Origin of the sequence: uncultured Holdemanella sp. (assembly GCF_934772795.1) — a bacterium.
In the GTDB taxonomy this organism is placed as follows: Bacteria; Bacillota_I; Bacilli_A; order Erysipelotrichales; family Erysipelotrichaceae; genus Holdemanella.
Window position 1 is genome coordinate 1 of the sequence record NZ_CAKVMR010000056.1, and the last position, 13,498, is coordinate 13,498.

Below are 13,498 nucleotides of genomic sequence, written 5' to 3' on the forward strand. Positions count from 1 at the left end.
GATAAGAAAAATTCGTAGATTTCCTTTAAATTAGGAACATTCTACGAATTTTTATATTTTCATGAATAATTCAGGTTAAATATAAAAGATTTGGGATTCGTTTAAAGAATCTCGCATACCAATTTTCATTTGTCTTCTCTTCTTTAATAAATGCATTCACTTCTTTTGATTTTAAGATTACTGTAACGAGTCCATAAATCACAAGAGCTAGGACTAAAACTGTAATCAAAACATGATTTGAATAAACTGACATTAGAGCTAAAAAGTTATTACCTGCATGAGCTAATATAGTAACTAAAATACTATCCGATTTAAGATACATGTAACATAGCACTAGCCCCATAAAGAAAGCGGGTATGGCTTGTGTAATATTCAAATGTAACAGTCCAAATAATAATGATGTCACAACAATGGCGAACATTTTATTATATTTCGACAATGTCTGTAGAATCATACCTCTAAATATTAATTCTTCAAATATAGGTGCAAGTACGACAACACTAATAAAAGTAAAAGTGTTATACAATAAACCGCCATTTAATGAAAAATCTGGACTTGTATCTGGTAATCCAAACTTTGATAATAAAGCTCCAACAATACCAATCGCATAATTTAAAAAATACATCATTGAAACTGTATCTATTGTCTCTTTGGGTTTAAATGTAAACTTCAAATCTTTGATACTTCGTTTAAAAGAATTACTCATAAACCATAACAGGATGATTCCAGATATAAAAGAAATCAACATTTCAATACAGGCATTGATTGCGGAATAATCATAATACAAAGAATACATGATTAAAGGCATAGCTACAAAGCTAAACAAAAAAGAGAGTGTCAGCTGCATAATAATATATAGCCATAGCGAGCCTCCAACTTTACTCAATTCTTTATCAGGCATAAATTTAGGTGGTTGTTCCATAAAAATCACTACTTTCTAAATTCATTCTACCATAAAAGAGGCCCTTAGGCCTCTTGTAAAATATGAAGTTTTCTTAATGATTCCTCAATTGAATCTAAATCTTCTTTTGATTGTGCACTCACCGTATGACAATGATATCCACTTGTTAGATCCGTTAAAGGTTTTGCCTGATTCTGTGAAATCGATTCTATAAATTCTCTGACTTGTTTTCTAGAACTAATATTCATTTTAGCCTCTAACTTACCATATACATTATGTTTGACAAATACATTTTCAATACAGCCACCACAATCTACGATCGCATTCATTTCTTCTTCCATACGATCATTCAAATGAAAACAAGAAAATACTCTTCGAACTCTTTGAGGTGAACATACATATCCTTTGTGTGTCGCATAAATATGAACATTTCTTGCCTTTAATAAGGCAATGTCTTGCACAATGACTTGTCTTGATACATTAAATTTTTTGGAAAGTGCAGTTCCAGAAACTGGCACTTCACTATTTGAGATCGTGTCATAAATGGCTTGAAGTCTAGCTTCTTTTTCCATTTATTTCACCTGCAAATTTTTTAAAGACAAATCTAAAATAGGTGCTGAATGCGTTAAAGCACCACTTGAAATATAGTCCACACCTAATGCAGTTAATTTTTCAATATTCTCTTTTGTGACATTTCCAGAACATTCAGTTTCGGCTCTTCCATCAATGATTTCAATTGCCTTTTTCATATTTTCAACACTCATGTTATCTAACATGATAATATCCGCACCTGCTTCAACAGCTTCTTTAACTTGTTCTAAAGTTTCTACTTCCACTTCAATTTTACGAACAAAAGAAGCATAATCCTTTGCCATCTTAACTGCATTTGTGATAGAACCAGCTGCTGCGATATGATTATCCTTCAACATAACACCATCTGATAGATTGTATCTATGGTTATTTCCACCACCAACACGAACTGCATATTTTTCAAACACACGCATATTTGGCGTTGTTTTTCTTGTGTCCAACAACTTTGTCTTTGAACCCTTCAAATAAGATGCGACACGATTTGTATAAGTGGCAATTCCACTCATTCTTTGAAGATAATTCAAAGCCGTTCTTTCACCTGATAAAAGAACACGAACATCTCCAGATACTTCGGCCAATAATTGACCATTTTTAACGGCATCCCCGTCTTTTACATAGAATTTTACTTCCATGTTTTCATCTAGCAAATAAAAGACTCTTTCAAATACTTCTAGACCTGCAATGATTCCATCTTCCTTACAGATCAACTGTACCTGCCCATATTGATAGGAAGGCATGACTGCATTTGTTGAAACATCTTCACTTGTTATATCTTCCTGCAAAGCTTGGATCAATAAATGATCCACATTTAAACGCATTGTATTCTTATCCACGAGCTTGTCTCTCTCTTTCTATTTCTTCAAGTACCAAATCATGATACATTTTTTCTTGATTTGACAACTGATGTGACTTAGTCACATTTGCCAAATGATCAAATTCATTTGTATAAGCCGGTTCCTTTTTCAATAAATCTACAACCGCTCTTTTACCCCATACTAAAGATTCAAGTAAAGAGTTGCTAGCCAAACGATTTTTTCCATGAACCCCATTACAACTCGTCTCTCCTACCGCATATAAGTGGGACATAGAAGTACGCGAATCTTTATCTACATGAATTCCACCCATAAAATAGTGTTGGGCTGGTGTAACTGGAATCCATTCTTTTGTACAATCATAGCCTTCTTCTAAACACTTCTCATAAATGTGAGGGAAATGATTCTTGATGACTTCTTCACCTAAAACAGTCATATCCATCCAAACATAAGGCATATCATCCTTCTTCATTTGTTCACGAATCTTTTGTGTCATGATATCACGTGGCAACACTTCATTCGCAAAACGGTTTCCGTCTTTTCCATAAAGCTTAGCCCCTTCACCACGAACCGATTCACTAATAAGGAAGGCTCTTCCTTTTTTCTTTGTATATAAAGTTGTTGGGTGGATCTGTACATAATCCACATTTTCTAATTTGATACCATGCTGAATCGCAATCGCAATCGCATCTCCTGTTAAGTGTGGATAGTTTGTTGAATGATCATACAATCCGCCGATTCCACCACACGCAAAGATTGTATAACCAGCTTCAATGCACATTTCATTGTTGTTGGCATCTTTTGCCAAAACGCCATAACATACATTGTCTTTTTCAATAATATCTGTCATCGTGACATATTCCATGATTGTAACATTCTCTAATTTACGAACCTCACCTAATAAAGTGGATGTGATTTCTTTACCTGTAATATCTTCATGGAATAAAATACGTGGCTTAGAGTGTGCTCCTTCACGCGTATAATCCAATTTGCCATCTTTTGTCGCAAAATCAACACCATATCCTATCAACTCATTGATAATGCCACGACTTGAATTGATCATAATTTCAACAGATTCTTTACGATTTTCGTAATGCCCTGCCTTCATGGTATCTTCCATAAAAGAATCAAAATCGTTCTTATCTCTTAATACACAAATTCCACCTTGTGCTAAAAATGAATCACTATTTTCGGCATCAGATTTTGTCAACATAATGACCTTTTTATCACTTGGAACATGTAAAGCTGCAAACAATCCACTTGCACCCGTTCCAACAATAACTATATCTGCCTCTAACTTTTCCATACTATTTTGCCAACTCCAACATTCTATCTAATGACTTTTCAGCCATAACCTTCACTTCTTCATCTACAAATACTTCATTTGTCTCATTCAACAAACAATCATAAACCTTTTCCAAAGATACTTTCTTCATATTCATACAGATCAATTTATCTGATAGTGGATAGAAAGTTTTGTCTGGTGAGCGTAACTGCATTTCATGAAGTACACCTAGTTCAGTACCAATCACAAATTCTTTACTTGGATTATCCACTGTATATTGAATCAATTCAGAAGTACTTCCCGCATAATCAGTTGCTTCAACAACTTCATTCACACACTCAGGATGCACAATAATTGGAACATTTGGATGTTCTTCACGTGCTTTTTCAACATCTTTTAATGTCACACGCTTATGCGTAATACAATATCCATCATTTAAGATAATATTCTTTTCAGGTACTTGTTTCTTTACATAAGCACCTAAGTTTCCGTCTGGAATAAAGAAAATATTTTTATTTGGAAGTGAACGAACAATCTTCAATGCGTTTGAACTTGTTACACAAATATCAGCCATTGTTTTTAATTCAGCTGTTGAGTTGATATAACATACAACCGCTAAATCTTCATATTCTTCTTTCATCTTCTTAATGACAGCCTTACTTGCCATGTGTGCCATTGGACAATCTGCATTTAAATCTGGCATCAATACCTTCTTGTCTGGATTTAACATTTTGGCACTTTCACCCATAAATTTAACACCCGCAAATACAATAATATCTGCATCTGTATTTTTAGCTTTCTTTGCCAAAGCATAAGAATCTCCGACAAAATCAGCTACATCTTGTACAGCTCCATCTACATAATAATGCGCTAAAATAATCGCATTTTTTTCCTTTTTTAATTTCAATACATCTTCCTTTAAAGACATGGAATTTTCCTCCCTTAAAAATTTTACCGTTTTGAATTATACACCTAGGCTTTACATCTGACAAGACAGTTGTAAAGTCAATATTATATAAGTTCCATATCACAATGAAATAAGCACAATAAAAAGCGATGAATCAAAAATCATCGCCTTAGTTTTTTGCCTGTAAAATGCTTGGTGCAATATAAGTACGAGTTTTGTACTCTGCATCTAAATCATACAATCCCTTGGCATCGTGTCCAAACAATTCAAATCGAGAAATTAAATCTGAAGCATTCTTTTCTTCTTCTCCTTGTTCTTTGACAAACCAATCCAAGAATTGCATCGTTCTAAAATCTTTTTCTTCATAAGCTGCTGCATAACAAGTATGAATCAATCCAGTTACGTATTGTTCATGTTTTAAACCTGCCTTTAATGGATCACTTAATTCATTTAAAGGAATATTTGGCTTATCAATAGCTTCCAAAACAACACTATAATCATTGTCTTGAAGATATTGCATCATCAATTGAGCATGCGCAATCTCTTCTTGTACTTGTACATGATACCAGTTTGCGAAACCCTCTAAACTTTTATCATGATAATAATTTTCGAAATCCAAATACAAATAAGCAGAATATAATTCTTTATTAACTTGATTATTCAACAAGTCGGCTACTTTTTTACTCAACATAGCACATTCCTTCTTTCTGCATGTATCATACACCTGCCAAAAGAAAAAGCGTAGTGATATGCTCTCACAACGCTTCATTTACAGATTTCATTAAATTATCCACATCTTTATCGTTTGGATGTTTTAAAGCCTCATCAAAATTCTTCAACATTTCTGGATTTGATTCAAACTTTGCACGAATAGCTAAAGGCATCTTTCCTTGGCACATCCAAGTTCCCTTTACACTATTAGATGCATCTAAATGACTCTTTACATGATTTAAAATCATCTCAAAATATTCTTTAGATTTACCAAAGCCAGCTGTTCCAAACAAGAAAACATTTTGATTGCGTAATGTAGAAAGATATTGTTTCATTTGATCATCACAATCTCCCTTATCACACCAGAATCCAATGCATAATAAATCTACAGGTTCTAAATTTTTTGCGTTTTCTACAGATACACAATATTTTGACTCCATAAAATTCAAGCTGTTTGCCAAAGATTGTGTGTTTCCTGTTTTTGAACTATAAACAATTCCTATCATAAAATATATCCTTTCTACAAGTAACGATTACGCCATACATAATACTCTTCATCTTTTTCCATATCAATACCATGGTCATTTTCATAAACTTCAAACGTATTCTGTTGAAATAATGAAATAAAATCATTTCTTGATAGCTTTGAATGCCATTGACTATGCCATATATATACTTTATCTTTTTCCATTTTGATCAACGCACGATTTTCTAAACATACAAGTGCATGACTATCTTTTAATTTTTCAATTGCCTCTATTATTTCCATAGAATTATTTTAGCACAATTTTCAAAGATTAGAAAAGACAGCCTAAGCTGTCTTGAGATATTATTATTCGTAATGATCTTTTAATTCTTGGAAATAAGCCTGTGGATGATTACATACTGGACATACCAATGGAGCAGTTTCACCATAGTGAATGTGTCCGCAGTTTAAACAAATCCATACTGTTGATGTTGCCTTTTTAAACATGGCATCTTCTTCTACATCTTTCAACATAGCTTTATAACGAGCTTCGTGATGTTTTTCAATAGCACCTACACCTTCGAACAAGGCAGCAATATCATCAAAACCTTCTTCACGAGCTTCTTTAGCCATTGTTGCATACATATCTGTCCACTCATAGTTTTCACCTGCAGCTGCATCCTTTAGGTTTTCTGTGGTTGTAGGAACTTTTCCACCATGCAAAGCCTTAAACCACAATTTAGCATGTTCTTTTTCATTATTTGATGTTTCAGTGAAAATGTTCTGAATCTTTACATAACCATCTTTCTTAGCTTGTGAAGCATAATATTGATACTTAACACATGCCTGAGATTCTCCTGCAAAAGCAGCCATTAAATTCTTTTCTGTTTTAGATCCTTTTAATTCCATAATAAAGACCTCCTATCTGCCTTTATTCTAAAACAACTAGCTTTGTTTTTCCATTAAAATGCATAGAAAAAAAGACAAATCCTAAGACTTGTCTTTTCTAATCGTTATTCGACCAAGATGGTGTGTCGTTACCTCTACGTACTAAAATGGCTTTTTGGAATTCTGTTTGATCCAAGAACTCTAAAATACGCATTGTTTCTTCTTCTGTACATCCCACTAACAATTTGACGATACAATCCTTCTTAAGAATGTCGGCTGTAATCGCAATCGCATCTACATTATTTGTTGCGATAGAACCTTTGAAAACATCAATAGGTTTTTGATCTGAACCAAATGTATCTGAAAGAAAACCGTAATCTACAGGATAGACTAAATTTGTAAATTTATAGTGAGTACTTCCTTTTGGTCGGTCAATCGTACAACTGCTAGACAACAATAGCGTATCAAGCTTTTGCCAAAAGTATGCGTTATTTTCTAATTGCTGCATAATAACCTCCTGTCTTGTAATAGTCTATAAATTATTATAGCATTTACAAAATTATTTACAATACAAGAAAAGTTTTTTCAATATTCTTGGAAGAAAGATTTGATTGTTTCATGATTTTTAGTACAACTTAGCGCAAGCATCAATAAAATCCTTGCCTTCTGCGCCGAAAATTTGTAAGCCGGAATGGTGACTCTTTTAGAATCAAAAACTTCGGAATCAAAGACAGCTCCCTCTAATACACGACTTGCACGTACGACTGTACATTCTCCTGTATAATTTTCTAAAACCTCTTTGATTTTTGTTGGATAATTCCCTGAACCTGTTCCTGCTAAAACTAAACCATCATACTTATTTAACATAAATTCTAATAATTCAGGATCCGAATCTGTGTGCACATAGAAAATTTCTACTTTCGGCAAATCTTCAAATTCCATTTTTGAAAAAATGGTTTGGAATGTATGTTTTTTAAATGGTGCATTCAATAAATACACATGATCATCACGCATATATCCTAGAGAGCCAAATTCACCCATTTTAAATGCATCGGTTTTATAGCTGTTTGTCTTCTGTAAATCTCTACCTGAATAGATCGTATCCGAAATCACAGCTAAAACACCGGCTTGCCAAGCTTCCATGTGACATGCCAAAGCTACAGCTTGATATAAATTCATAGGTCCATCCGCACTTGTTGCCGTTGCAGGACGCATAGATCCTGTTAGGACAACAGGTTTATGACATGCTAAAGTAAGATTTAAAAAGAAAGCTGTTTCTTCTAATGTATCTGTACCATGTGTAATGACAATTCCATCCACATAGCGATCTTTTTCTAATTCATGACAAATATTTCTTAATTCAATCCATTTATCTAAACCCATATCATTAGAGTCTACATTACATAATTGAATCGTATTTAGATTTGCCAAATCACGAATTTGTGGAATACTATTAACAATTTCTTCCACATCAAAAGTGCCCGCCTCATAATTTGCACTTTTACCTAAACTTCCTCGACCAGCAATGGTTCCGCCAGTCGCAATGATTGTAATATTCTTCTTATTCATATGTTTCTAAAAACTCCCAGAACTCTTGTGTATCTGCCAAATCAAAATCAACGGTAGAATCCACATCCCATAAACTGATCGAATGATCTTCTTCACTATATCCAATACCTGCATGTGTGGCCTTGCCGTTTTCAATCACATACAATGTTGGTGTATATAAGAAATATGGAGCCATATTTAGTAGAATCTTTCCATCTTCTGTCGAGCTTTGTAGCTGCTTAGAATCCTGGCTGATTTTACTAAATCCATAATCTGTTGAATCAATCTTATATAAAACAAGGTTTGGATGTTCATCCTTTGTTTGTTTGATATATTTTTGTAAAGATTCACAATAAGGACAATTTTCTCTTTCAATAATTAACACAAAAGAATCTTTATGATCTAATTTTTTCTGTAATTTTGTTGCCGTAATTTCTTTGATTTCAAAAGGTTCTTTTGAAGAACATCCAACAAGTCCAATACACAGAATAAAAGCACAAAATATAGTTAATAGTTTTTTCATTGAATAACCTACTTTCTAATTCCATCCATAAATTTAGTCAAACTAAAAGCCAATGCCTCTAGTTTTTCACTTCCTGTCTGTAGGGCCATCTGAAAAGACATGGCACGATCCGCACTTGAAAAAATTCCAATCATACCTTCCTCATAAAGTGATTGATAGCCTAAGCCTAAAGCACCACTCAAACAAACACAAGGCACATTATAAGATCTTGCCAAGTGTGCAATTCCCAGTGGCAATTTTCCATACAATGTCTGTGCATCTGTCTGCCCTTCTCCAGTAATAACTAAATCTGCATCTTGAAGATGATTTTTTAATCCAGAATATTCTACAACTAAATCGATTCCTGAAGTTCTTTTTGCCTTCATAACACCCAACAATACACATCCAATACCTCCGGCTGCGCCTGAACCTTCAAATTCATTCACATCCACATGGAATGTTTGTTTCAGTTTCGTACAATAGTGAGCCATTCCTTTTTCAACTTCGGCCATTTGATTTAAATAAATTCCTTTTTGTTTACCAAAAATATAGGTAGCACCATTCTTCCCCAATAAATGATTCTTTACATCACAAGCACAAACAATTTCCACATCTTTTGGTAGTCTTGCATAACGCTTATCAATAAAAGCTATTTGGCTAAGAGCATATACGCTTGGTACAAGTAGCTCTCTTTTTGCATTATAAAAACGAACTCCAAACTCATTTAAGATTCCCATACCACCATCATTTGTTGCACTGCCACCTAAGCCAATAATAATTTTTTTACATCCCCTAGAAAGCGCGTCTTTCATCATGATACCCACACCTTTACTTGATGCGATCATTGGATTTCTTTTTTCTTTAGGTGTCATATTCAATCCGATACAGCTAGCCACATCCATCACTGCTAAGTTTCCATCCTTAGAAATACAGTATGTCGTAAATACATTTTTACCATAGGCATCCACAGTTAATACGTTTATTGTCTTTCCTTGGATAATATCGCAAAATACCATAGCTGTTCCTTCTCCGCCATCGGCCATAGGAAACGTTAAAACTTCATGTTTATGATTTGCCTTTAATATTCCTTTTTTTATACTTTCTTCGACTTCTTTTGAAGACATACAACCTTTAAAAGAGTCACACGCAACAATTATTTTCATGCGTACATTTTACCATATGCCACAAAAAATAAACACTTTTTTAATTTTTGCGTTTCATTAGTTAAAATATCCATAGTTAATACTTTATTGTTGCTTGAAAAGCAAGATGTCATATGGGATAATATTTGAGTGAAAAATCTATACGTGATTTTATTCACAAAGGAGAATCAATAATCATGGAAAAAAAACATGTTGTTATAGGGGTATCTGGTGGCATTGCAGCCTATAAAGCTTGCGATCTTGTCAGCAAATTATCCAAAAAAGATTATGAAATCAAAGTTGTCATGACAAAACATGCTCAAGAATTTGTTAAACCAATCAACTTTGAATCTTTGAGTAAACATAAATGTGAAGTTTCTTTGTTTGACGAAACAAATGAAGATCCAATTGCCCACATTACTTTAGCTAAATGGGCTGATATCATGGTATTAGTTCCTGCTACAGCCAATATTATTGCCAAAGTCGTTCATGGTATTGCGGACGATATTGTTTCCACAACATTCTTGGCTTGTCATACTAAAAAATTAATTTGTCCGGCAATGAATGTTCATATGTATGAAAATGAGGTTACCCAAAGAAATATTAAACTTGCCAAAGAACTTGGCTATAAATTTGTAGAACCTGTTGTTGGTCATTTGGCATGTAATGATACAGGAAAAGGTAAGCTTGCCGATGTACAAGATATTGTGGCTGCCATTGATCATGAGTTTGAATTGGAACAAACATTAAAAGGAAAGAACGTTTTAGTTTCTGCAGGACCAACGCAGGAAGCTTTAGATCCTGTTCGTTTTTTAAGCAATCATTCAAGTGGTAAACAAGGGTATGCGATTGCCAAAGCCGCCAAGGCACTAGGAGCCAATGTAACTTTAGTTGCAGGTCCTACTGCTTTAGAAAATCTTAATGACGTAAATATGGTACACGTAACAAGTGCGCAAGATATGTTTGATGCGATCACATCGAGACTCGATGATCAAAACTACATCATCATGGCTGCAGCGGTTGCGGATTACAGACCTGAAATGGTCGCAGATCAAAAAATCAAAAAATCTGATGACGAAGTGACTTTTCATTTTGTGAAAAATCCAGATATCTTAGCTTATATTGGACAACACAAAAAAGACAATCAAATCATTTGTGGTTTTGCGATGGAAACTCAGAATTTAGAGGAAAATGCACGAAAAAAACTAGAATCCAAAAATTGTGATATGTTGATTGCGAATAACTTATTCACAAGTGGTGCTGGTTTTCAGACAGATACAAATGTTGTGACTTTATTAAGAAAGAACAATTCACAACATTTACCTAAGTGTTCAAAAGAAGAATTGGGATATAAAATTCTAGAAACAATGAAAGAAATTGAGATGGAGAAATAATATGCTTGTAACAGTAGATATTGGAAATACAAACATAACTATCGGTATTTTTGATAAAGAGGATTTAATTGGTACATACCGATTAACTACAAAAGTACGAAGAACGAGTGATGAATATGGTTTTATGTTGAAAAACTTTTTAGATCGTTCAAATGTACATGAAAAACAAATTGAAGCCGTTATTGTTTCAAGTGTTGTACCTAAAGTGATGCATTCCTTCACAAATGGAATCAAAAAATTTGTTGGTATCGAACCTCTTATTGTTGGTCCTGGTATTAAGAGTGGTATCAGTGTTCAATTAGAAACCCCTAGAAATGTTGGTGCAGACCGTATTGCCGATTGTGCTGGTGCATTCAGTGAATATGGAGGACCTATTCTAGTGGCCGATTTTGGAACAGCTACAACTTATGACTATGTTGATGAAAATGGTTGTTTTAAAGCCGGTGCCATTGGTGTTGGTATTGAAACAGGAGCGAATGCATTATGGGGACAAACGGCACAACTTCCTGAAATTGAGATCAAACGTCCAAAAACTATCTTGGCAAGAAATACACAAACAGAAATGCAAGCTGGTGTATTCTATCAATTCTTGGGTGGAGTTGAATATACAATTGCTCAATTCAAAAAAGAAGTTGGTAAAGATATGAAAGTCATTGCGACGGGTGGATTAGGAAGAATCGTTTGTAGCTACACAAAATCCATTGATGTATATGATCCAAACCTAATTTTCAAAGGATTAAAAGTTATATATGAAAAGAACAAAGATTAATTCATCTTTGTTCTTTTTTTAACCATTTTTTGTATGTATGTTCAATTAAAAATGCACCTAATGGAGCTGTAATCAAGATAGATAAAACAGCTACAGTCAATACAATTTGTCCACAACCAAGTCCTGCAGCCAAAGGAACAGAACCAATCGCAGCTTGTACGGTTGCCTTAGGACAATAGGCGATCATGCAAAATAAACGTTCTGATTTTGTCAATGATGTTTTTAATAAACAAATAAATACTCCAAGCATTCTAAATAGAAGTACTCCAAATATCAACAGAATGGCCATCACACCTGCTTTTAATGCATAAGAAACATTTACACAAGCCCCAACTAACACAAATAATAAGACTTCTGCACCAACCCATAACTTATTAAATTTAACGGATAGTCGTTTAGAGGCAACCAGATGATTTCTTTGAAGGAAAATCCCCATAAACATAATCGCAATTAATCCTGAAAATGGAATTGGTAAGGCATCCTCAAGTGTCACTAAAATAAATGCCACACTTAACAGAATTAAAATCTTTACAGTATCTCGCATATGGTTTTTCTTAAAGAAAATCGCAAACCCTTTTCCTAATAAGGCTCCACATATAATACCACTTAGAATGGATAGTGGAATATTCACAAAGCTTAATATGTTCACGCTTTCGCCTTGGGCTAAACCAAGAAATGCCGTAAACATCACAATCACAAATACATCATCTACACTGGCTCCTGCCAAAATCAATTGTGGAATACTTTCTTTCGTTCCATATCCTTCATCCATAAGTTGTAACATTTTTGGAACAATAACTGCAGGACTCACGGCTGCGACAACACTTCCCATAATGGCAGCATCTAGTAAAGAGATTCCTAATAATTTTGGCGCCAACAAAATCATTCCAACCATTTCAAAACATGCTGGTACAAAGCACATCAATATGGCTGGTCTTCCCACCCTTTTTAAATCACTTAAATCTAGATTCAATCCAGCACGCATCAATATAATAATCAACGCAATCTTTCTTAATTCACTAGATATGTTCAATAGTGAAGAATCAATCAAACCAAGACAATAAGGTCCTAAAAGTATCCCAGTAAATATCATTCCTAATAATCCAGGTAACCCCACCTTTTTACATACCCAAGATAAAAACATTCCTACAAGAAAAATATAAGATAAACTGATCAGCATTTTATCTCTCCTTTCAAAACGCAGAAAAGCTGATGGTTTCCGCGTTAAAAAACACAGAAGTCATCAGCTTATAAAAGCAGTTTTAGTTTACAACTAAGGGAGAACTTCATTCCCAGAAAAATTATACTACATTATCTAAGCTTTCATCAATAGCTTTTTAATCGGCTCTTCACTCACTGAGAAGATTGATGCGATTGTTTCAATACTGAAACCTTTGTCTAGCATAGTTTGATATACAAACAATTCTTTTAGTGCAATCCCTTGTTCAATTCCTTGCTCGATACCTTGTTCAATGCCTCGTTCAATTCCTTGTTCAAAACCTTGTTTGATACCCATCTGGATTCCTTTGTTTGTGGATTCTTCAAACATTTCATCTAATGCTCTACACACTTTTACATCTCC

General features: G+C 34.0%; 16 protein-coding genes, 1 pseudogene and 1 riboswitch. Of the genes and pseudogenes, 2 read left to right on the top strand and 15 right to left on the bottom strand.

Annotated features, from left to right (window positions below; all coding sequences use genetic code 11):
* Positions 1–70: 70 nt before the first annotated feature.
* From Q0F04_RS09350 to Q0F04_RS09410, 13 genes are all read right to left on the bottom strand, one after another.
* A complete protein-coding gene (locus Q0F04_RS09350) occupies positions 71–922 on the bottom strand; it encodes a type II CAAX endopeptidase family protein (RefSeq protein WP_295752663.1) in 852 nt (283 codons plus the stop codon).
* Between the two features lie 44 nt (positions 923–966).
* Positions 967–1,473 carry a transcription repressor NadR gene (locus tag Q0F04_RS09355; protein WP_295752665.1) on the bottom strand — a complete coding sequence of 169 codons (507 nt, stop codon included), beginning with the start codon at positions 1,471–1,473 and terminating at the stop codon, positions 967–969.
* The gene (gene nadC / locus Q0F04_RS09360) at positions 1,474–2,325 is read right to left on the bottom strand and encodes a carboxylating nicotinate-nucleotide diphosphorylase (protein ID WP_295752667.1); all 852 of its coding nucleotides are present in this window, start codon (positions 2,323–2,325) and stop codon (positions 1,474–1,476) included.
* Positions 2,318–3,610 (bottom strand): L-aspartate oxidase, encoded by a 1,293-nt coding sequence (locus Q0F04_RS09365; protein WP_295752669.1) that lies wholly within the window; start codon positions 3,608–3,610, stop codon positions 2,318–2,320. Before Q0F04_RS09365 ends, nadC begins: the two co-directional genes overlap by 8 nt.
* Position 3,611: 1 nt before the next feature.
* Positions 3,612–4,517, bottom strand: a complete 906-nt coding sequence (gene nadA / locus Q0F04_RS09370; protein WP_295752671.1) for a quinolinate synthase NadA — start codon at positions 4,515–4,517, stop codon at positions 3,612–3,614.
* Positions 4,518–4,665: 148 nt separating this feature from the next.
* Positions 4,666–5,187, bottom strand: coding sequence for a ferritin (locus Q0F04_RS09375; RefSeq protein ID WP_295752673.1), 522 nt, complete (start codon positions 5,185–5,187; stop codon positions 4,666–4,668).
* A 64-nt stretch (positions 5,188–5,251) separates the two neighbouring features.
* On the bottom strand, positions 5,252–5,713 hold the full coding sequence (gene bilS / locus Q0F04_RS09380; protein ID WP_295752676.1) for a flavodoxin family protein BilS: 462 nt from the start codon (positions 5,711–5,713) through the stop codon (positions 5,252–5,254).
* Positions 5,714–5,727: 14 nt separating this feature from the next.
* A complete protein-coding gene (locus Q0F04_RS09385; protein ID WP_295752678.1) occupies positions 5,728–5,976 on the bottom strand; it encodes a hypothetical protein in 249 nt (82 codons plus the stop codon).
* Positions 5,977–6,039: 63 nt separating this feature from the next.
* Positions 6,040–6,582 (bottom strand): rubrerythrin, encoded by a 543-nt coding sequence (rbr, locus tag Q0F04_RS09390; protein WP_288522680.1) that lies wholly within the window; start codon positions 6,580–6,582, stop codon positions 6,040–6,042.
* 97 nt (positions 6,583–6,679) lie between these two features.
* The gene (locus tag Q0F04_RS09395) at positions 6,680–7,069 is read right to left on the bottom strand and encodes an Inorganic pyrophosphatase (protein ID WP_288522681.1); all 390 of its coding nucleotides are present in this window, start codon (positions 7,067–7,069) and stop codon (positions 6,680–6,682) included.
* A gap of 77 nt (positions 7,070–7,146) precedes the next feature.
* Entirely contained in the window at positions 7,147–8,130 is a 984-nt protein-coding gene (locus Q0F04_RS09400; RefSeq protein ID WP_295752681.1) for an asparaginase, read from the bottom strand.
* The gene (locus Q0F04_RS09405; protein ID WP_295752682.1) at positions 8,123–8,632 is read right to left on the bottom strand and encodes a hypothetical protein; all 510 of its coding nucleotides are present in this window, start codon (positions 8,630–8,632) and stop codon (positions 8,123–8,125) included. The genes Q0F04_RS09400 and Q0F04_RS09405 overlap by 8 nt, the downstream gene beginning before the upstream one ends.
* Before the next feature lie 8 nt (positions 8,633–8,640).
* Positions 8,641–9,774 carry a glycerate kinase gene (locus Q0F04_RS09410; protein ID WP_295752684.1) on the bottom strand — a complete coding sequence of 378 codons (1,134 nt, stop codon included), beginning with the start codon at positions 9,772–9,774 and terminating at the stop codon, positions 8,641–8,643.
* A 176-nt stretch (positions 9,775–9,950) separates the two neighbouring features.
* On the opposite strand from Q0F04_RS09410, the gene coaBC reads away from it, so the two are divergent.
* Both coaBC and Q0F04_RS09420 read left to right on the top strand, forming a co-directional pair.
* Positions 9,951–11,147 carry a bifunctional phosphopantothenoylcysteine decarboxylase/phosphopantothenate--cysteine ligase CoaBC gene (coaBC, locus tag Q0F04_RS09415; RefSeq protein ID WP_295752686.1) on the top strand — a complete coding sequence of 399 codons (1,197 nt, stop codon included), beginning with the start codon at positions 9,951–9,953 and terminating at the stop codon, positions 11,145–11,147.
* A gap of 1 nt (position 11,148) precedes the next feature.
* The gene (locus tag Q0F04_RS09420; RefSeq protein WP_117570908.1) at positions 11,149–11,916 is read left to right on the top strand and encodes a type III pantothenate kinase; all 768 of its coding nucleotides are present in this window, start codon (positions 11,149–11,151) and stop codon (positions 11,914–11,916) included.
* 1 nt (position 11,917) lies between these two features.
* Here Q0F04_RS09420 and Q0F04_RS09425 read toward each other — a convergent pair whose 3' ends face one another.
* Both Q0F04_RS09425 and Q0F04_RS09430 read right to left on the bottom strand, forming a co-directional pair.
* Positions 11,918–13,096, bottom strand: coding sequence for a cation:proton antiporter (locus Q0F04_RS09425; protein ID WP_295752689.1), 1,179 nt, complete (start codon positions 13,094–13,096; stop codon positions 11,918–11,920).
* A 47-nt stretch (positions 13,097–13,143) separates the two neighbouring features.
* Positions 13,144–13,219: riboswitch (Fluoride riboswitch) on the bottom strand.
* Between the two features lie 12 nt (positions 13,220–13,231).
* A pseudogene (locus Q0F04_RS09430) lies at positions 13,232–13,498 on the bottom strand (hypothetical protein); the annotation flags it as partial.